At 56.0% G+C, this 20,101-nt stretch carries 19 protein-coding genes, 2 tRNA genes and 1 pseudogene; 4 read left to right on the forward strand and 18 right to left on the reverse strand.

What is annotated here, in order from left to right; genetic code table 11:
• Window positions 1-112: 112 nt before the first annotated feature.
• The gene (locus tag DW49_RS0106260) at window positions 113-481 is read left to right on the forward strand and encodes a hypothetical protein (RefSeq protein WP_024421133.1); all 369 of its coding nucleotides are present in this window, start codon (window positions 113-115) and stop codon (window positions 479-481) included.
• A complete protein-coding gene (locus DW49_RS0106265; protein ID WP_024421134.1) occupies window positions 478-2,013 on the forward strand; it encodes a conjugal transfer protein TraG N-terminal domain-containing protein in 1,536 nt (511 codons plus the stop codon). The genes DW49_RS0106260 and DW49_RS0106265 overlap by 4 nt, the downstream gene beginning before the upstream one ends.
• A gap of 65 nt (window positions 2,014-2,078) precedes the next feature.
• Here DW49_RS0106265 and DW49_RS1000000129610 read toward each other — a convergent pair whose 3' ends face one another.
• On the reverse strand, window positions 2,079-2,474 hold the full coding sequence (locus DW49_RS1000000129610) for a DUF3742 family protein (RefSeq protein WP_080570947.1): 396 nt from the start codon (window positions 2,472-2,474) through the stop codon (window positions 2,079-2,081).
• 610 nt (window positions 2,475-3,084) lie between these two features.
• Between DW49_RS1000000129610 and mobH the strand changes: the two genes are divergently transcribed.
• Entirely contained in the window at window positions 3,085-5,016 is a 1,932-nt protein-coding gene (mobH, locus tag DW49_RS0106275) for a MobH family relaxase (RefSeq protein ID WP_005616101.1), read from the forward strand.
• Window positions 5,013-6,470: pseudogene (locus DW49_RS0106285) on the forward strand (site-specific integrase). Before mobH ends, DW49_RS0106285 begins: the two are co-directional and overlap by 4 nt.
• A 310-nt stretch (window positions 6,471-6,780) precedes the next feature.
• On the opposite strand, the gene DW49_RS0106290 reads toward DW49_RS0106285, so the two are convergent.
• From DW49_RS0106290 to DW49_RS1000000129615, 17 genes are all read right to left on the reverse strand, one after another.
• Window positions 6,781-6,857 (reverse strand) — tRNA-Pro (locus DW49_RS0106290).
• A gap of 95 nt (window positions 6,858-6,952) precedes the next feature.
• Window positions 6,953-7,028: transfer RNA gene (locus tag DW49_RS0106295), tRNA-Lys, on the reverse strand.
• A gap of 64 nt (window positions 7,029-7,092) precedes the next feature.
• Window positions 7,093-7,782 (reverse strand): 7-cyano-7-deazaguanine synthase QueC, encoded by a 690-nt coding sequence (gene queC, locus DW49_RS0106300; RefSeq protein ID WP_003378999.1) that lies wholly within the window; start codon window positions 7,780-7,782, stop codon window positions 7,093-7,095.
• Window position 7,783: 1 nt separating this feature from the next.
• On the reverse strand, window positions 7,784-8,431 hold the full coding sequence (queE, locus tag DW49_RS0106305) for a 7-carboxy-7-deazaguanine synthase QueE (protein ID WP_005616098.1): 648 nt from the start codon (window positions 8,429-8,431) through the stop codon (window positions 7,784-7,786).
• Window positions 8,432-8,602: 171 nt separating this feature from the next.
• Window positions 8,603-9,421, reverse strand: coding sequence for a tol-pal system protein YbgF (ybgF, locus tag DW49_RS0106310; RefSeq protein WP_081591429.1), 819 nt, complete (start codon window positions 9,419-9,421; stop codon window positions 8,603-8,605).
• A 6-nt stretch (window positions 9,422-9,427) separates the two neighbouring features.
• Entirely contained in the window at window positions 9,428-9,928 is a 501-nt protein-coding gene (gene pal / locus DW49_RS0106315; protein ID WP_002554651.1) for a peptidoglycan-associated lipoprotein Pal, read from the reverse strand.
• A gap of 52 nt (window positions 9,929-9,980) precedes the next feature.
• Window positions 9,981-11,231: a Tol-Pal system beta propeller repeat protein TolB gene (gene tolB / locus DW49_RS0106320; RefSeq protein ID WP_005616092.1), complete on the reverse strand. Its 1,251-nt coding sequence runs from the start codon at window positions 11,229-11,231 to the stop codon at window positions 9,981-9,983.
• Between the two features lie 47 nt (window positions 11,232-11,278).
• Window positions 11,279-12,349, reverse strand: coding sequence for a cell envelope integrity protein TolA (gene tolA, locus DW49_RS0106325; RefSeq protein WP_005616090.1), 1,071 nt, complete (start codon window positions 12,347-12,349; stop codon window positions 11,279-11,281).
• The gene (tolR, locus tag DW49_RS0106330) at window positions 12,349-12,813 is read right to left on the reverse strand and encodes a protein TolR (protein ID WP_002554654.1); all 465 of its coding nucleotides are present in this window, start codon (window positions 12,811-12,813) and stop codon (window positions 12,349-12,351) included. The genes tolA and tolR overlap by 1 nt, the downstream gene beginning before the upstream one ends.
• A gap of 14 nt (window positions 12,814-12,827) precedes the next feature.
• Entirely contained in the window at window positions 12,828-13,523 is a 696-nt protein-coding gene (tolQ, locus tag DW49_RS0106335) for a protein TolQ (protein WP_002554655.1), read from the reverse strand.
• Complete coding sequence (ybgC, locus tag DW49_RS0106340) at window positions 13,513-13,980, reverse strand: tol-pal system-associated acyl-CoA thioesterase (protein ID WP_005616084.1); 468 nt, start codon at window positions 13,978-13,980, stop codon at window positions 13,513-13,515. The genes tolQ and ybgC overlap by 11 nt, the downstream gene beginning before the upstream one ends.
• A 134-nt stretch (window positions 13,981-14,114) precedes the next feature.
• Complete coding sequence (ruvB, locus tag DW49_RS0106345; RefSeq protein ID WP_005616081.1) at window positions 14,115-15,176, reverse strand: Holliday junction branch migration DNA helicase RuvB; 1,062 nt, start codon at window positions 15,174-15,176, stop codon at window positions 14,115-14,117.
• Window positions 15,177-15,785 (reverse strand): Holliday junction branch migration protein RuvA, encoded by a 609-nt coding sequence (gene ruvA, locus DW49_RS0106350; protein ID WP_003378987.1) that lies wholly within the window; start codon window positions 15,783-15,785, stop codon window positions 15,177-15,179.
• 108 nt (window positions 15,786-15,893) lie between these two features.
• Window positions 15,894-16,418 (reverse strand): crossover junction endodeoxyribonuclease RuvC, encoded by a 525-nt coding sequence (ruvC, locus tag DW49_RS0106355; RefSeq protein WP_003364732.1) that lies wholly within the window; start codon window positions 16,416-16,418, stop codon window positions 15,894-15,896.
• 130 nt (window positions 16,419-16,548) lie between these two features.
• Window positions 16,549-17,295 (reverse strand): YebC/PmpR family DNA-binding transcriptional regulator, encoded by a 747-nt coding sequence (locus DW49_RS0106360; protein WP_003378984.1) that lies wholly within the window; start codon window positions 17,293-17,295, stop codon window positions 16,549-16,551.
• A gap of 115 nt (window positions 17,296-17,410) precedes the next feature.
• On the reverse strand, window positions 17,411-19,186 hold the full coding sequence (gene aspS / locus DW49_RS0106365) for an aspartate--tRNA ligase (RefSeq protein WP_024420484.1): 1,776 nt from the start codon (window positions 19,184-19,186) through the stop codon (window positions 17,411-17,413).
• A gap of 284 nt (window positions 19,187-19,470) precedes the next feature.
• Window positions 19,471-19,815 carry a ribbon-helix-helix domain-containing protein gene (locus DW49_RS1000000129615; protein WP_161780190.1) on the reverse strand — a complete coding sequence of 115 codons (345 nt, stop codon included), beginning with the start codon at window positions 19,813-19,815 and terminating at the stop codon, window positions 19,471-19,473.
• Between the last annotated feature and the right edge of the window lie 286 nt (window positions 19,816-20,101).

Consider the following 20,101-nt stretch of genomic DNA (forward strand, 5'->3'; position numbering starts at 1 on the left):
CCATTCTGCAACGAGCTCAGGGCCGACAGGAAGGCTCCAAGATCATTTTCCAGGGTGATCCCACACCGGATCGCCTCAAACAACTGCAAAGCCCCAAGAAGGAGGACTGACGATGACGTCAACCACAGCAAAAACTGGACGATGGAGAAAAGCGGGCAAAGCTGCGCTGACTTTTCTATTGATGTCATTACTGATGGCGCTACTGGTCGTGACGTTTCTGACGTTCATCAGCAAGGTGTTTGGGGATATGGAGCAATTCAGCGAATGGCAGAGGACGCACTACGGGTACATGTTGGCCTGGCGGCTGTTGGTCTACGCAACGCTGGCCTTCGGATGGCTCAAGATCAGGAAGCACCTGACTCAACAGGCATCCTCCGATATTCCCGCAGGCCTAATGCGATGTGAGGTGATCGCCCTGCTGTTGATGGCATTGATGGAGCTACGGCGTGCCGGCCTACTCGAGGGAGTCAGTACACTATGATGTTACACACCAATGATTACCTGGAGTATTACCTCACGCTGGTGGGCTGGATCATCAACAGCGGCGTCTGGGACATGATCGAGGACAGCGGTTTGGTGGCTGCGCCGTTTGCCGCCATCATCATCAGCGAATGGCTCAAGGCACGTGCCGAGGGGGCCGACGAAGGCAACAAAGGGGTGCTCTCACTGGCCCGAGTCGAGAACCGCTTCTACACCGCGATTCTGGTCATCATTGTCTGCTGCATGCCTTTGGTGACCGTCAGCATCGACACGCTGCGGTTTGACCGAAGCCGCTCGGAGCAGTGTCAGTATTCGGTACCCAACCCTGCCGATACGGGCTGGAACACCTCATTCAGTACCTTGAACGGAAAAAGCGCCGTTGTTCCTGCGTGGTGGCTATTCGTGCATGCGATGTCAAAAGCCGCAACCGCAGCCTCCATCGCGGCGATCCCTTGTGGTGTAGACCTGCAACAAGTTCGAATGGATGTGAACAGGGCACGTATCAACGACCCGCTGCTTGCCCAGGAGGTCGCTGACTTCACGAACGACTGCTATGCACGGGCGCGTGCAAAGCTGTTCATGACCCAGCCTAACCTGAGTAAGGATCAACTCAACGACGTCAACTGGATCGGCTCGAGGTTCTTTCTGCAGACGCCAGGCTATGATGATGGTTTCTCTGGGTTCAGGTCACACAGTCCTCGGACCAGATGGCCCTACGACGCAACAAGAGATGCGGGCCTGCCACAAACAACTGGTGGTGGGGGATTTCCTACGTGCACTCAATGGTGGTCGGACGCAAGCATCGGCCTAAGAGCCAGACTGCTGGAACAGGTCAGTCCAGATCTGCTGAGCAAGCTCGCTCAGTGGGCAAAATTCATGACCCCGAATGAGGTGAACGACTCGGTCATTCGCGATCTGGTCTCCCCGAGGAAGCAGAAACTGACCCAGGGACAGGTGTATACCGACTACGGAGGCCAAGTGGGTGGATCAGTAGCAAACGATGTGACCCGCCTGACTGCTACAGTCGGGCAAGCGTTTGGATCTGTTGCGATGTACCCTGCCATTGACAGCGTCCGTCAGGCGGCCCCCATGGCAATGGCGTTTTTGAAGATGGCTTTGATCATCTGCATTCCATTTGTCCTGGTATTCGGAATGTTTGACCTGAAAGTCGTGATGACGATCACGTTCGCCGAGTTTGCGCTGATCTTCGTGGACTTCTGGTTCCAACTGGCCCGGTGGGTTGACAGCACGATACTGGACGCCTTGTACGGCAACGGGATCGGCAGTGACGTCCCTCATTCCAATTTTGATCCAGTGTTCGGGGCCAGCAATGCGCAGGGAGACCTGCTGCTGGACTTCGTGATAGGGGCAATGTTCATCGCGCTACCCAGTTTCTGGGTAGTCGCGCTCGGCTGGACCGGACTGAAGCTCGGCTCACTAATGAGTGGCCTAAGAACTGCGACTAACAAAGCTGAAGAGGCAGGAGGGAAAGGAGCAGGACATGCAATATCCGTTATTAAAGGAGAGCTGTAGCCGTTTGTAACTAGAAATCTAAGCAAACCGAGCAGACTTTCTATTATCTGCTCGGTTTTCTACTACTAATCCACTCGCTGATCGCCAATGTAAATGCCGTAGCCATCTAGGCCTTCTCGAAGCTCCTCTCGATAAGGATTCCTATCATCAAAATGAACAAGCTGAGAACCACGCAAAGCGCGTTCAATATCAGGATTTGTGACGAAACCGATTGCGATTGCAATAAAACACACAACCGCCAAAACATACAGCAATCCCCAAGCCACGAAGAATGCGCCCGTACCGAGCACCGCCGCACGGGCACACCACTTGACTGGAGTGACGATCACTCTGGGCACACCGGTGCGGTCGAAAAGCGACCAGAACGCGCGCTCAACATTGAGTATTCGACGCAGACCACGACCGAGCACGTGACCAAAACGCGCTGCACCGCTTAAATCCGTATTGGCATCTGGGGTCATGTGTCACCTCGCCGGTCGATTAGAGCATGTCGTATTGACATCAATTGATAACCCATTAGTGGGTATCTTCAGCTCAATCTCCCTTGAAAATCAAGCCCTCAACGAGCAATTAGGCAACAGATACCGACCGATGAGAGGCCCGAGTCGACAGTGTTTTGACTGAACAGCAGTCCCAGCCATCGTGCGCTTCATCTGGAGATATGAAGCGCTGCTATGGGCCTTTCACTGGATTTCAATCTTTGCCTGCCCCGGATTGTCGGCAATAAAAGGGCAAAATGGGCTGAAGCAAAAGGGAAAAGCGAAGGGTTTGAATGGAATGGGGAATAAGGGTAAGTGCCTTACCCGAAAAGGCCGGCGAGCCCGCCGGAAATGGATGCCGAAAGGGCTAGAAAAGCAGCTTTGCACGAAATTGAATTTACAAAAAACCATCCTAAACAAGCACTTGGAGACTACATTTTCTTCGGCAAGCATGGCAACATCGGTTCGCTGACACTGTTTGGATCCCAACCATTCAGGTGGCGGCTCATGTACATAACCTTTCCAGGATGGATATGGGTTTCGACTTGTCACGCTGAGCCCTATAGAGCAAAAGGCCCACCATGACTTCATCATGGGTGCCTCAATGCTTAGTTTCTTTCAGCGAAGAAAAACATCGCCAACCACGCCATCCAATGCTGCTGCAGGGTTTATCAAACACGAGTCTTGCGACGCATTACTGTCTACTCCCCGGCGGCGTCAGCTCATTGAAAACATCTGGCAGCGAACGTCGCTGCCCCGCGCGCAGTTCGATACGCTATACGTGCAAGCGTTCAAAAGCTACGCAGCCTTGGTGCAGCATCTCCCTGCCTCTGAGAACCATCACCATGCCTATCATGGTGGCATGCTGGATCACGGGCTTGAAATCGTCGCCTACGCACTGAAGATTCGGCAAATGTATCTGCTGCCCATCGGAGCACCGCCCGAGTCGCAGGCTGCTCAATCCGAAGCATGGTCTGCCGCATCGGCCTACGGTGCGCTCGTGCATGACCTCGGCAAAATTGCGGTGGACGTCAACGTGGAACTGGCAGACGGCACGACCTGGCATCCATGGCATGGGCCACTGGATCAGCCATACCGATTCAAGTACGTGAAAGGTCGCGACTACCGGCTGCATGGAGCTGCTTCGTCGCTGATCTACGCCAACGTCATTCCGGCGAAGGCACTGGACTGGCTCAGCGGGTTTCCCGAGCTCTGGGCCCAACTGGTGTTCGCGTTCGCAGGGCAATATGAGCATGCCGACATCCTGGGAGAAATTGTCTCACAGGCGGATCAGGCATCGGTGGCGCAAGAACTCGGCGGCAATCCGGGTCGGGCAATGTCAGCGCCTAAACAATCCATTCAGCGGCAGCTGGCCGAAGGCTTGAGGATGCTCATCTCTGAGAAATTCAAGCTGAACCAGCCCGATGGTCCTTCAGACGGCTGGCTGACGCAGGACGGCTTGTGGCTTGTCAGCAAGCCTGCAGTAGACCAGCTCAGGGCTCATCTGCTGTCACAGGGCATTGAGCACATTCCGACGTCCAATGCCCCCATGTTCAACCTGCTCCAGGATCAGGCAATCATTCAGCCTAATGGAGAGGGAAAAGCCATTTGGAAGGCCAGCATCGACAATGGTCGAGGCTGGAAGAACACGCTCACGGTACTGAAAATCGCGCCGGCATTGATCTGGCCGAACGCTACCGAAAGACCAGAGGCGTATACCGGCACCCTTACGGTGGAAGCCGCAGGACCGGCGGAAGAAGTCGAGCAAGCGCTTGTGGGAGCCGCCGAACCACTATCGGTAGGTAACAACAAGAAGATACCTGCCGCGGTCAATCAGACGGCTCAGCAATCCTCTCAGAAACAAGCACCGGCACCAGTAAAAGATTTTGATGCGCTGGATGAGCTGCTCGATCTATTTCCCGATCAAGTACCTGCTGCTCCAACTGCACCAGTGCAAAGTAGCCCGGAGAGCACTGACGACGATCAGATCCCCTTTTCTCCTCCAACCAAACCACCTGCACGGCTTAGTCAGCCCAAGCAGGCTGAGGCTGACATCCCCGTTTTTGAGACAACTCCAGCAACAGACACTGCCAAGAACTCGACTGACTCGGCCCCAAATCATGGCACCAACTTCTTCACCTGGCTTAAAGGCGGTGTGATCTCTCACCGGATCATCATCAATGACGCCAAAGCGCGTGTACATACCGTGGACAGCACGGCGTTTCTGGTCAGTCCGGATATCTTCAAACGTTACGCGCTTGAGCATCCGGCGATTGAGCACGAGGCGAAAGAGCGCGGTCTCGAAGCCTGGCAATTGGTCCAGCGATCTTTTGAGAAGCTGAAAAAACATCGGAAGACGCCCGCCGGCCTGAACATTTGGACATGCATGGTCAAAGGACCGCGCAAAAGCAAGCAACTGCGGGGCTATCTGCTCCTAGAGCCCACCGACGTCTTCAGTGAAGTGCCCTACGACAACCCTGTGGTCAGTTTGGCGGACTTGGCAGATAAGGAAGCATCTGAATGAACACAATGACACTGCCTGAGCTGACCCAGGAATACATTCTCACCCATGATTTACGGCCGGACACGGTCAAGATCTACTGGGCTGCCACAAAGTCCTATGTCAGATTCTTCGGTGACCGTCTGGCAAGCGAGACGACGCACCGGGACATGCTCGACTGGCGCAGATCCGAACTGGAGAGAGTTTCCAAGCGGAGCTGGAATACGTAATCCAGTCACCTGCGAACGGTATACCGGTATGCAATGGAACACGGTCTCGTCGAACTCAAGGTGAATCCTCTGAAAGAAACGCGCGTGATTCCAACAAAACGTCCGAAGAAAACCATCAACACAGACGCCATTGTGCGCGCAAGAAACTGGCTAAACATTTTGGTCCAGGAGGAGCGTGCAACCGGGAACAGAACAGAGATCACCCCCGCATGGTTCTGGCTCGCAGTATTTGAAATGTTCTACTACACGGGCATCAGGCTCAATGCACTGATCTGCTTGAGGTATGCCGATATAGATTTGGGACAACGCCTGATCAGAGTCAGGGGAGAGACAGAAAAGACCCATAGAGAATTCATGATCCCCATTCCAGACGGACTGATGCCTCATCTGAAATTGCTCATGGAAATCGCGCACAAAGTCGGCTTCGCACCCACGGATCAGATTTTCAATGTGAACAGGTTTTCCGGCCATTACAGTCGGTCACAGATGAACTCTGACCAGGTGGAAGCCATGTACAAAAAGCTCACCGCTATGACGGGCGTTCGAATGACCCCTCATCGCTTCAGACATACCATCGCCAGTGAAATGATGCGACAACCGGAGCGCAACATTCACATTACAAAAAACCTGCTCAACCACTCCAATATCGCGACCACTATGGAATATATCGAGCCAGATTACGATGTGATGCGTGAGGTCATGAATGAGCGCGGCAAAAGACCAGCAAAAATTAACTACTTGGCCAAGTCAGATGCTGCTAACCGAGCGAATGCGCGCACAAGCAAGAAAGCAGCACCCGTTAAAGATCTGGCTCGGAGCTCAGCTACAAGCATCCCTGCCAGAGGTAGCTCCTCCCAAAACACAAGGATCCCTGCCCCAGCAGCAAATTTCCACTCACAATTGAAAGCTAATGAGATACACCGCCCAAGTGATCAGGTCAAAAACATTGAGTCAAACCAACCGGAAAAATATAGAACTGACCCAGTACCCGTTGGGCAAGCAGATCTTCTTGACGATTCCACTGACACACCAATGAGGCAGGCTCTGCCTCATGACCTGTTCAGCCCGGAATATCTCGCACGGCGGCTTGACGAATTTTCGCAGTGGGTAAGAGAAGCCGCTAGCGGCAGAATAGTCGTATGTCCTACAACCACTGATAGCCGATTACCGTCTGGCCCGAACGAGCAAATAGGCAACCCACTGCCGTCAGGCTTTGACGCAAGCGTCTGGAGCAACCGCACCGGCTAAAGTATGGGGGCTAAGACAATTGCTAACTGCTATCAGTAATGGTCATACCCGCCTATCGACTGTGCCAAGAGCGGGCGTCAGGAAGACGGCACGAGGACAGATAAGCGATGAACGCCGATTCGCAGCCGCAAAAAAAACGCCCTGTTCACAAGCTTTCGCCTGGAACAGAGCGCTGCAATTTGACATCACCGCGTGTCGGAGTTATGTTTCGCGACAGACGGCTGCTTGCCTGGATAAATCGTTTCACATGCAACGCTCGCCCTCAAGAAGCAAACGACACACCGTAATTGAAGATCTCAGCAACAGTATTTGGTCGGGGTAAGGGGATTCGAACTCCTGACATCCTGCTCCCAAAGCAGGCGCGCTACCGGACTGCGCTATACCCCGGTAAATCAAGGCACGTAAACCAGCTGCCTGCGACCTGATACGAGTGGCATCAGATCTTTAAGATTCGGCTCCAAGGTTAAGCTTGAAGCCCAAAATGGTGGGTCGTGTGGGATTCGAACCTACGACCAATTGGTTAAAAGCCAACTGCTCTACCAACTGAGCTAACGACCCTCTGTTGCGTGGCGCGTATATTACTGATTTCTATCAGTAATTCAACACCTTTTTTTGAAAAACTTTAAAAATAACGTGTCGGGTCTGCCATGCCGGCGGCTGTGAAGCCCTCTGCGCGCAGGCGGCAGCTGTCGCATTTGCCACAGGCGCGGCCCTGATCGTCGGCCTGATAGCAGGAAACCGTCAGCGCGTAGTCGACACCCAACGCAGTGCCCGCCTTGACGATGTCGGACTTGCTCAGGTTCTGCAGTGGCGCCCTGATTGTGAAGCCCTGCCCTTCAACACCGGCCTTGGTCGCCAGGTTGGCCATGCGCTCGAAAGACTCGACGAACTCGGGACGGCAATCCGGGTAGCCGGAGTAGTCCACCGCATTGACGCCGATGAAGATGTCCCGCGCACCGAGCACTTCGGCCCAGCCCAGCGCCAGCGACAGGAAGACGGTGTTGCGTGCCGGTACGTAGGTCACCGGAATGCCCTCAGAGGGCGACTCAGGCACGGCAATGGAGCTGTCAGTCAGTGCCGAGCCGCCAATGCCGTTGAGGTTCAGGCCAATGACCTTGTGTTCGACCGCACCCAGATCGCGGGCAACGCGGGCTGCGGCATCCAGCTCGGCGCGATGACGCTGGCCGTAGTCGAAGCTCATGGTGTAGCAGGCGTAACCTTCTGCGCGGGCCATGGCGACTACGGTCGCGGAGTCGAGGCCGCCGGACAGCAGGATTACGGCTCTTTTTTCAGTATTGGTCAATTCACTCATGTCAGCGCCCCGGCTCGTCATCCCAAAGAATTTTATGCAACTGCATCTGCAGGCGTACCGGCAGATTGTCGGCCACGATCCAGTCTGCCAGGTCGCGGCCTTTAAGCTCGTGATGGCTGGCAGAGAACAGCACTTCGCCAGCACGGCGATCGAGGCCGTACTGGATCAGCTTGGAAACCGCCCAGTCATAATCCTCGCGCGAGCAAATTACGAACTTGACCTGATCGTTCGGCGTCAGCAACGCCATGTTTTCGTAGCGGTTGCGTGCGACTTCCTTCGACCCTGGGGTCTTTAGATCGACGACGCGGCTGACACGAGGGTCCACTGCCGAGATATCCAATGCACCACTGGTCTCCAGCGACACTTCGTAGCCCGCATCACAAAGACGCTTGAGCAATGGAATGGCGTTGGGCTGGGCAAGCGGCTCGCCGCCGGTTACACAGACGTAGCGGGGACGATAGGACGCGACTTGCCCGAGGATGTCATCCAGCGTCTGAATGGTGCCACCACTGAACGCGTAGGCACTGTCGCAATACTGGCAGCGCAATGGGCAGCCGGTCAGGCGAACAAATACGGTGGGCAGGCCAGCCGTACGGGTTTCACCCTGCAACGAGTGAAAGATTTCGGTGATGCGTAATGTTTCTTGCATATCAGCCACGGGCGTAACAGCTAAACAGGCCGTCCGCCTCCGTCAGGCACTTCAAGGAACCCTGCAATCGCAGAATTCGGAAAAGCGTAAGGTGTACCGGAATTTCGGGTGCGAGATTCTAACGAAAAAAGCCGCGACTAGCGCGGCTTTCTTGATCAGCGGGTCAGAACATCAGAGGCGCTGAAGATCTCGTTGCGCCAACTGTGCAGCTGAAGTGCCCGGATACTGGGCGACAACCTGCTGCAATATGCCTTTGACCTTGTCGGTATGACCCAGACGACGCTCGACATCAGCCAGCTTGTACAGCGAGTCAGGCACCTTGGCATGCTTGGGGTACTGTTGGCTGACTTTGGCGAACGCCTGACCGGCACCCTGAAGGTCGCCTTTGGCCAGATTCACTTCGCCCAGCCAATACTGGGCATTGCCCGCGTATGAACTGTTCGGGTACTTGCGCAGGAAAGCGGTGAAGGCCTGACTGGCCTTGTCGAAATCCTTTGCCTTGATCAAATCGAAGGCCGCTTCGTAATAGAGCTTTTCCTTCGCCGGATCAGGAGGCTCGGTGCCTGCTGCCGGTGCCTGCTGAGCCGCTGAAACCGCAGGCGTCCCACTGGCGTCGATAGCGCCACCAGAAGGTTGAGAATTATTGGTAGCCGGAGCGGCTGCGCCACTGGCTATACGTTGATCGAGTTCCTGATAACGCTCCAGAGCTTCTTGCTTCATGCGCTGGATATCGTTCTGCTGGACCTCGACAACACCGCGCAAACGCGCAATTTCGTCCTGCATTTGCTGCAATTGCATGAACAGCTGACCTTGTGCCGAGGCAGGGGCCGTAACCCCTCCCCCGGCATAGGCGCCGGACGTGCCATAACCCGCTGGCGGATAACTGCTGCTGCCAGAGCCAGAATTGTTATCGACCACAGGTGCCGCACCCAACGCTGAAAGCGGAAGGGCGAGGGCCAAAACGGTTAGAGCACGTCGGCACGTTCGCATGTCAAATTACTTACGCAGTTCGACGCGACGGTTTTGAGCCCAGGACTGCTCGTCGTTGCCGGTAGCAACTGGACGCTCTTCGCCGTAGGAAACCAGTTCCAGCTGAGCTGGGGAAACACCTTGCAGAACCAGATAGCGTTGAACGGCTTTCGCACGACGCTCGCCCAGTGCCATGTTGTACTCGCGAGTACCACGTTCGTCGGTGTTGCCTTCCAGAACAACGCGAGCGCCGTTAGCTTTCAGGTCTTTGGCGTGCACGTCCAGGGAGCGCATGGCTTCTGGCTTCAGGTCCGAACTGTCGTATTCGAAGTAGAAGGTGGTGATTGCGCGCAGAGCAGCTTCTTCGCTCAGGGAGCCGTCAACCGCACCGGTGTTGGCGCCGTAACCAGCGTTAGGGTCAACAGCACCGCCTGCACCGGCATTGTCGCCGCCTTTGGACGAGCAACCTACAGCTACAGCCATGGCCAGAGCCAGCGCAGCAAATTTACCAAACTTCAGCATTTCCATCTTGAAACTCCTAATGAACCCCAGTGTGTTAAGCAAATCGTGTAGCGCCGCGTCAGTTCAGGTAAGGGGACCAGGAAGGTTCTCTGACTTCGCCTTGAGCGGTAGGAAGCGGGAGCCTTACGCGTCCGTTAATGGACACGAGCATCAAGACTCCCCGGCCCTGCTGGCGGGTGGCGTAGATTACCATGGTGCCGTTGGGCGCAACAGTAGGCGACTCATCAAGGTTGCTATCTGTGAGGATTTTTACGCTACCGCGGGCCAAATCCTGCACTGCTACCTTGAAATTAGTGAAGCCGTCCTGCCTGTGAATCATTACCAGCGTCTTTTCATCGGCTGACAATTTCGGGTTGGCGTTGTAGTTACCCACAAACGTTACACGTTCGGCACCGCCGCCATTGATGTTTGTCTTGTAGATCTGTGGCTTGCCGCCACGGTCCGACGTGAAGTATAGCGTAGACCCGTCCTTGCCGAAGAAAGGTTCAGTATCAATCGAAGAATCATTGGTTACGCGGCTCAACTGACGCGAAGCCAGATTGATGACGTAGATTTCCGGGTTACCGTCCTTGGACAGTACGAACGCCAGCTTGCTGCCATCCGGCGACCACGCAGGTGCACCGTTCAGGCCTTCGAAGTTGGTGATCTGCTCGCGACGACCGGTATCGATATGCTGAACAAAGATGCGCGGACGCTTCTGCTCAAACGACACGTAGGCGATACGTTTGCCATCTGGCGCGAAACGCGGCGACAGGATCGGCTCACGGGATTGCAACAGGGTTACCGCACGAGCACCGTCGTAATCCGAACGCTGCAGCGTGTAACGGGTGTTGTTTTCCGAAAAACGTTCGGCAGTCACGTACAGCATGCGGGTAGAGAACGCACCTTTGATACCGGTGAGTTTCTCGAACGACTGGTCGGCAATGTAATGCGCCATGTCCCGCAATTGATCGTTGGTGCCGGACACGTTACCGGTCAGGACCTGCTGCTCAGTGGCCACGTTGAACAACGCGTACTGAATCTGCAGACGTCCACCAGCCGGCGTGATGTTGCCGACCATGACGTACTGCGCACCCAGCGCTTTCCAGTCACGGAAAATGACTTCGCTGGCCTGAGTCGGCAAGCTGATCATGTTCTGCTTTGGAATCGGCGCGTAGTAACCGGAGTTGCGCAGGTCGTTGCTGATTATCTCTGCCATGTCTTCCGGCAGCACGTTACCGCCCTGCCAACCGAATGGCACAACAGCAATTGGAGCCGCGCGGTCACTGCCGCTGGTGACCAGAATGTTCTTTTCTTCTGCCGCCACCATACCGGAGGCGAAACAGAGAACGACGAGCAGTCCTCGAAAAAGGTTGATCACAAGGCTAGATCTCCAGGTGTGAATGTCATCTTGAATGAACGATAGGGAGCGAAGTCAGCCGGCTTCAGACCCTGCATTTCTGTCAAACGTCCAATGTTCTTCACCGCTGCAACTGCAGAGCTGTCAAACGGCCCGTCTCCACTGGACTTGGCAATCGATACGGAAGCAATCGTACCGTCCGGCAACATTCCGATCTGCAACGTTACCGACATGTTGTTACGTGCCGATGGTGGACGACTCCAGCCCTCGGACGCCCGAACACGAATCAGGTCATCGAAACTGCCAGCCGTTTCATCGCCCCGTTCGTCAGCCAAAGCCTGTTGCCGTTCCGGTTTATCGGAAAGCAAATCGGCCAATGCCTGCGCCTTCTTGTCTTCAGCGGATTTGCGAGCTGCTTCCTGCGCCTTCTTGGCGGAATCTGCAGCGGCTTTTTTCTTCGCGTCCTCGGCAGCCTTTTTCTTTGCGTCTTCTGCGGCCTTTTTCTTGGCCTCATCAGCAGCCTGCTTCTTGGCTTCCTCGGCAGCAGCTTTCTTGGCGTCTTCCTCGGCTTTTTTCTTCGCCTCGTCTTCGGCCTTCTTCTTGGCTATGTCAGCCAATTGTTTTTCTTCAACCTTTTTAGCGTCAGCAACCTTCTTGGCCTCGTCAGCTTTCTTGGCATCATCAGCCTTTTTGGCCTCTTCTGCCTTCTGCTCAGCTTTCTTGGCTTCGTCGGCGGCTTTCTGCTCTTCGGCTTTTTGAGCCGACTCTTCTTTCTTTTGTTCCGCAGCTTTTACAGCTTCCTGTTTGAGCTGCTCGATCTTTTTCTGTTCCAGCTGTTCGACTTCAGTTTGTCGCGCAGCGGTTTTCTTCGCCTCACCGGCAATCTTCTGGTTGGTCTGGGTAGTGGCCTGGCTCTTGGACTTGAGCTGATAGAGCGTTGCCTGAACGATAGGCTTGGCTTCAGGCAGATCCGGAGTCATGGCAAAACTGACGAACAGCATGCCGAAAATCAGGATATGCAGGGCCACGGCCCAGACACTGGGCCAGAAGAAGCTTTCCGAGGCGGACGGCTCTCGAATCGGCTGCATCAGGGTGCCTCGGTAATCAAACCAACATTCCCGACACCAGCCTTCTGCAGCCCGCCCATCGTGCCCATGACCGAGCCATAATCGACGGTCTTGTCACCACGAATGAAAACCTGCGTCTGCTTGCCTGCGTCACGACCGGCAGCGACGATCTTGGTCACGGCGGCGGTCAGTTGCGGCAGGGTCATTGCCTTGTCCATCTGCTTGTCGGTATCGACTTCGCTGCCAAGGTTCCAGTAATAGGTCTTGTCAGCCTTGATCGAAATGGTCAGGACCTGATTGTTGTTGTCTTGCGGCAAAGCCTCGCTGGAGACCTTGGGCAAATCGACTTTCACGCCCTGGTTGATCATGGGAGCCGTCACCATGAAAATCACGAGCAGCACCAGCATCACGTCGATGTAGGGCACTACGTTCATTTCGGCGACCGGCTTGCGTTTTCTGCGACGATCTCGAGCGATTAAAGCCATGGGGAATTACCTGTTCACTCTTCGCTGGTGTGCACTTTACGGTGCAGGATGGCCTGGAACTCGTCAGCGAACGTGTAGTAACGGCTGATCAAGGTCTCACTGCGCGCGGCGAAACGGTTGTAGGCGATAACGGCCGGGATGGCTGCGAACAGGCCGATGGCCGTTGCAATCAGTGCTTCGGCAATACCTGGCGCTACGGTGGCCAATGTTGCCTGTTGGGCAGTTGCCAGGCCGCGGAAGGAGTTCATGATCCCCCAGACCGTACCGAACAGACCGACGTAAGGGCTGGTAGAACCCACGGTCGCCAGATAAGGCAGGCCTGCTTCGAGCTTTTCTTCCTCGCGGGAAATGGCTACGCGCATGGCACGCGCCACGCCTTCCATGACCGCATCAGGATCAACGCCGGACTGCTGACGCAGACGGGAGAATTCCTTGAAACCGGCACGGAAAATCTGCTCGACGCCCGAATCAGGATCAGGATTGCTACCTGCCTGACGGTACAGCTTGGACAGGTCGATACCCGACCAGAAGCGCTCTTCGAAGCTGTCCAGTGCTCGCCGACCTGCACGCAGCATATTGCTGCGCTGAAAAATCACGATCCACGAGGTGACCGAAGCGGCCACCAGAATCAGCATCACCAACTGAACAACAATGCTGGCATTGCTGACCAAACTCCACATGGAGGAATGGTCGACGACGTTAGCTTCCACGCTTTATCTCCTGCTCTGAATGTATGCCCGCGCCGCCCTGGTCGGCAAAGGCCGCTCGCAGAGCTTCGGGAATGGCCCGGGGTTTGAAACTATCGGCGCGTACACACGCCACCAGAAACTGCCCTTCACAGAGCAGCGTTGCATCCGACGCCCGCCTGATCTGCTGTTGAAAGCGCAGGCTGGCACGGTTCAATTCGGTTACTTGTGCACTGACGAGCAACTCGTCATCCAGCCGCGCAGGCTTGTGATAACGGGCCTCACTGGAATGCACGACAAATAAAAGGTTTTCCTGCGCCAGTTCGGATTGGGCAAAACCCAATTCCCGTAGCCGCTCGGTACGAGCCCGCTCCATGAATTTCAGATAATTGACGTAGTAGACGATGCCGCCTGCATCGGTGTCCTCGTAATAAACGCGACAGCGATGTGCGAACGACTGAACCCCGTTTTGCGCGCGCATACTCTAGTGCTTACTCCTCGGGTTGCCAATCGGGTCAGGCAACTGTTTTTCAACGATTTGCCACTCGGTGAGCGGTAATGGCAGTAGAACTGGCAATGTGACCACGCCAACTGCAAATAAATTGCAAACCATTGCTATAAATCCGCGGCATCGTCGACAAATTCACCTGCGACCGGCATCTCGCCCATCCTTGCCGGAATGTTCAGCCCGAAATGCAGATACGCATGACGGGTGACCACGCGTCCGCGAGGTGTGCGCATGATATAGCCTTGCTGGATCAAATAGGGCTCCAGTACGTCTTCAATTGTGTGACGCTCTTCACTGATCGCGGCCGCGAGGCTGTCGACACCGACAGGCCCGCCGTCAAACTTCTCGATCATGGTCAGCAGCAGACGCCTGTCCTGATGATCAAAGCCGTGCTCGTCGACATCCAGCAGGTTCAGCGCCTTGTCGGCTGTCTGTCGACTTATCTGACCATTACCACGCACTTGGGCGAAGTCCCGCACGCGGCGCAACAAACGGTTGGCTATACGCGGCGTACCACGGGCGCGTCTGGCGATCTCGAACGCCCCTTCGGGCTCGATGACCAGCCCCAGAATGCCTGCCGAACGCGCCACGATTGTCGAAAGATCGGCAATATTGTAGAACTCCAGACGCTGCACAATCCCGAAGCGGTCGCGCAGCGGGTTGGTCAGCATGCCTGCGCGGGTGGTCGCGCCCACCAGAGTAAACGGCGGCAGATCGAGCTTGATTGAACGCGCCGCAGGGCCTTCGCCGATCATGATGTCGAGCTGGAAGTCTTCCATAGCCGGATACAGCACTTCCTCGACAATCGGTGACAACCGATGAATCTCGTCGATGAACAGCACATCGTTCGGTTCAAGATTGGTCAGGATTGCCGCCAGATCACCGGGCCGCTCCAGCACCGGGCCGGAGGTGCTCTTGATCGACACGCCCATTTCCTGGGCGATGATATTGGCCAGGGTCGTCTTGCCCAGACCGGGCGGGCCGAAGATCAGCGTGTGGTCCAGCGCCTCGCTGCGGCCTCGGGCAGCCTGGATGAACAGCTCCATCTGCTCGCGCACGGTGGGCTGGCCGATATAGTCCGCAAGGCTCAGCGGGCGAATCGCACGATCCAGCTGCTCATCACGATCACGGCCGCCAACGGCGGTTATCAGGCGGTCGGCATCTATCACTTAACCCATCCCCTTCAACGCACGGCGAATCAGATCTGCACTGCTCAAGTCTTTTTCCTTGATCGCGGAGACGGCCTTGCTCGCCTCCTGAGGTTTATAGCCCAGCGAAATCAGCGCACTGACCGCATCGGACTCGGCAGACGCCACAGGTTCTGCGTGATTCGGACCATTGGAAACCAGTGTAAAAGTGCCTGGCAAGCTCTCCCAGGCCTTGAAACGATCCTTGAGCTCGACCAGCAGACGTTCGGCAGTCTTCTTGCCGACGCCGGGGATACGGGTCAGCGCCGACGTATCCTGAGCCTGAACGCAGCGCACCAGCTCATCGACTTCCAGGCCGGACATCAATGCCAGCGCCAGTTTCGGCCCGACGCCGTTCAGACGGATCAGCTCACGAAACAGCTCACGCTCGCGTTTTTCGTAGAAGCCATACAGCAGATGCGCGTCCTCGCGAACCACCAGATGGGTGTGCAAGGTCACGATCTCGCCGACATGCGGCAGCCTGTACAGCGTCGTCATCGGCACTTCCAGCTCATAGCCGACGCCGTTGACATCCAACACCAGGTGCGGAGGCTGTTTTTCGGCAATGGCGCCGCGTAAACGTCCAATCACGTTTCAGATCCTTTCGTGTTGCCTGTCGCTTGCGCGAAGAAGAAGTTGAATACAATCATCACAGGAGTAACCGGCCTGCAAGTAAAAATATGCGTGCGAATGATGCAGTCAGAGCCTTAACCGACCGCCACGACTGCGCGCCGTGCCCAGCCCGTGGGGAATCAGACTGGAACGCGTGTGTGCGTGACACAACGCGATGGCAAGGGCATCGGACGCATCGATTTGCGGCTTCTGGGTCAGTTTGAGCAGATGCATGACCATCATCATTACCTGCTCTTTATTGGCTCCACCTGTCCCGGCCACCGCCTGTTTGACCTGAGTGGCCGTGTACTCGGCGATTTCCAGTGCTTCTTCGGCACCCGCCACAATGGCCGCGCCCCTGGCCTGCCCCAGCTTCAGCGCTGAGTCAGCATTGCGCGCCATGAACACCTTTTCGATGCCCATCGTCACGGGCCCGTAGGTCTTGATGACCTCACGCACACCACGATAGACGATCTGCAAACGCTCATGCAGCTCGCCACTGCCGGTGCGAATACACCCCGAAGCGACATAAACGCAGCCACGCCCGGTGTCACGCACCACGCCATAGCCGGTAATTCGCGAACCGGGGTCGATACCAAGAATAAGAGTCATAACGCCTGCAGCTTGAGAAGGTCACGCAACACAATGGGTGCAGCATAAAGGCAGAAGCCGGAGGCCGATAGCTGCGTGATGCGCGCAGCGTCGTTCCCCCGGCTTCTGACACGATGATACCTGTCGGCGATCAGCCCAGTTGCTCCATGACTTCGTCAGGGATTTCCGCATTTGAATACACGTTCTGCACGTCATCCAGGTCTTCAAGCATGTCGATCAGCTTGAGGACTTTTTCAGCGGTTTCCAGATCGAGCACAGCACTGGTAGTCGGCAACATGACGATTTCTGCATCTGCAGCCTTGAAACCGGCTGCCTCCAAAGCGTTACGCACCGCGTAGAACCCGGAGAACGACGTGAAGACGTCGATCGAGCCGTCGTCGTTGGTCACGACATCATCGGCATCGGCCTCCATCGCGGCCTCGATCAGAGAGTCCTCATCGACGCCGGCAGCAAAGGAAATCTGGCCCTTGCGATCGAACAGGTAGGCAACAGAGCCGTCGGTGCCAAGATTACCACCGCACTTGGTGAACGCATGGCGAACCGCCGCTGCGGTACGGTTGCGGTTGTCGGTCATGGTTTCGACCATGACCGCCACGCCGCCCGGGCCGTAGCCCTCGTAACCCAGCTCTTCGACATCGTCGCCGTCTGATGCACCCACGCCACGCGCCACGGCGCGATCAATGGTGTCACGGGTCATGTTCGCACCAAGCGCCTTGTCCAGCGCCAGACGCAGACGCGGATTGGAACCCGGATCGCCACCACCCTGACGCGCAGCAACGGTCAGCTCACGAATCCATTTGGTGAAAATCTTGCCTTTTTTGGCATCCTGACGCTCTTTGCGGTGCTTGATGTTCGCCCACTTAGAATGACCTGCCATTTTCCGCTCCAGATTCTTTTTGAAACACCTTCACCTTTCGCCCCGAACAACCGGGCAAAAAGCTTCACTCAATAAGGGTAATACAGGGCGTATCGACGATACGCCCTGTCCGGCATCACTCGGCCTTTGGCTGCTCGCGCAGACGGATGTGCAGCTCACGCAACGCCTTGGCATCGACAACGCCAGGCGCCTGGGTCATGACATCGGCCGCGCTCTGGGTTTTCGGGAAGGCGATGACTTCACGAATCGATTGCGCGCCGGTCATCAGCATGACCAGACGGTCCAGACCGAACGCCAGACCGCCGTGCGGTGGCGCGCCGTATTTCAACGCATCAAGCAGGAAGCCAAACTTCTCTTGCTGCTCGTCTTCGGCAATGCCCAGCAGACGGAACACCGCCTGTTGCATTTCCTTACGATGGATACGGATCGAACCGCCACCCAGTTCGGTGCCGTTGAGCACCATGTCGTAGGCACGGGAAAGCGCCGTGGCAGGGTTGGCTTCCAGCTCTTCGGGCGTGCACTTGGGTGCCGTGAAGGGGTGGTGCAACGCCGAGAAGCTGCCGTCGTCGTTTTCTTCGAACATCGGGAAGTCGACGACCCACATCGGTGCCCATTCGCAGGTGTGCAGCTTGAGGTCGTTACCGATCTTGATACGCAGCGCGCCGAGGGCTTCGCTGACGACCTTGAATTTGTCCGCACCGAAGAAAACGATATCGCCATCGACCGCACCCACGCGATCAAGGATGACGTTCAGGTTTTCTTCAGGGATGAACTTGACGATCGGCGACTGCAAGCCTTCAGGCCCTTTCGCGCGTTCGTTGACCTTGATGTAGGCCAGACCTTTGGCGCCGTAGATACTGACGAACTTGGTGTAATCGTCGATCTGGCTGCGTGCCATGCTGGCAGCGCCCGGCACACGCAGTGCGGCAACACGCCCTTTCGGATCGTTGGCCGGACCGCTGAACACCTTGAATTCCACAGCGTTGAGCTGATCGGCGACGTCTACCAGTTGCAGCGGGTTGCGCAGGTCCGGCTTGTCGGAACCGTAGCGACGCATGGCCTCTTCGAAGGTCATGTGCGGGAAATCACCGAACTCCAGGTCCAGAACTTCCTTGAACAACTGGCGAACCATCTTCTCGGTCAGACCAATGATGTCTTCCTCGTTGAGGAAGCTGGTCTCGATGTCGATCTGGGTGAATTCCGGTTGACGGTCAGCACGCAGGTCTTCGTCGCGGAAGCACTTGGCGATCTGGTAGTAGCGGTCGAAGCCGGCCACCATCAACAGTTGCTTGAACAACTGAGGCGATTGCGGCAGGGCGAAGAAGCTGCCCGGGTGTGTGCGGCTTGGAACCAGGTAGTCGCGAGCACCTTCCGGCGTGGCGCGAGTCAGGATCGGCGTCTCGACATCGAGGAAGCCGTTTTCATCCAGATAACGACGGATGCTGGTGGTGATACGCGAACGCAGACGCAGCTTTTCAGCCATTTCCGGACGACGCAGATCGATGAAGCGATAACGCAGGCGCGTTTCTTCGCCGACATCGGAGTATTCGTTCAGCGGAAACGGCGGAGTTTCGGACTCGTTCAGTACTTCGAGCTCGTAGCCCAGCACCTCGATGGCACCGGATGCCATGTTGGCGTTGACGGCACCTGCCGGACGGGCGCGGACCTTGCCGACGACCTTGACCACGTACTCGCTGCGCACGCGGTCGGCGGCAGCGAAACTGTCTGCACGATCGGGGTCGAACACTACCTGAGCCATGCCTTCACGGTCGCGTATATCGAGGAAGATAACGCCCCCGTGGTCACGACGACGGTGGACCCATCCGCAAAGGGTAATTTCCTGGCCTTCCAGACTCTCGTTCAGTTGGCCGCAATAATGGCTGCGCATCATGATGGTGTTTTCACTTCTCGTAATTCGAATTCGGTGGCGCTTTCGCTCCTGGCTTGCGCTCGGTGGCACAAGACACCGGCACAAGGCTCAAGCCAGCCCTGGCCCATGCAGAGTCACGCCCGCTAGCAAGACGGGGGATTATATAGAGTTAATTGCCAGCGTGCAGCCGAACGAACCTATCCCGTCCGGATAAGTTCGTGACCGCCCCATACAGCCCGGCACTGCGCGCTGAGGGGAGAAGCAGGCACGCCGAAGCGAGCCCGCAGAATAAGGAGGAGGTCGAGCTAGGCGTGGGAATTTTCCAGGCGATCGCCTTTCAACAGGTGCGCAACGCAGACAACACGAATCAGGCCACTGAAATTTTTTACCCCGCCGTAACGCAAGTGAACTTCCCTATCGATGTAGGACAACACCGCATTGACGGAACATTCATTGGAAGTTGCGATGCCTGTCAGAATATTCCAATAGACGTTCTCCAGCCGCAGGCACGTTGCCAGACCATTGAGCCGAACCGATTTCGAGTGAGGCTGCGCCAGCGTCATATTGAAATCCTCGACAAAAGGATCATGGCGTATTTCCACCTCCCGCTGTAAAGCTTTAACCTCTCGCTCAACACCTCGTAATATCATCACAACCACCTCGAATCATTGAATTTAAAACACCGAAAGAAATATTAAAAAACAAATAAATGCTTCGATGTATAAAACAGGATTCAAGACTATATATCCAGCCGCCCCTACACTCTGTAACTGTAGGAGATGGCTACAGCACGCTGCGGAATATCGCCTAACTTTGAAGGGCTTATGAATAGGCGGCGGCAAAAACTGAGCGCAACACCTGACCAATCCGGTACGGTGAACCTATGTCATATCATGAACTCAGCATTGAAGAACGCATCACGATCCAGTTTGGCCA

This window comes from Pseudomonas avellanae BPIC 631, from assembly GCF_000444135.1.
Classification (GTDB): domain Bacteria; phylum Pseudomonadota; class Gammaproteobacteria; order Pseudomonadales; family Pseudomonadaceae; genus Aquipseudomonas; species Aquipseudomonas avellanae.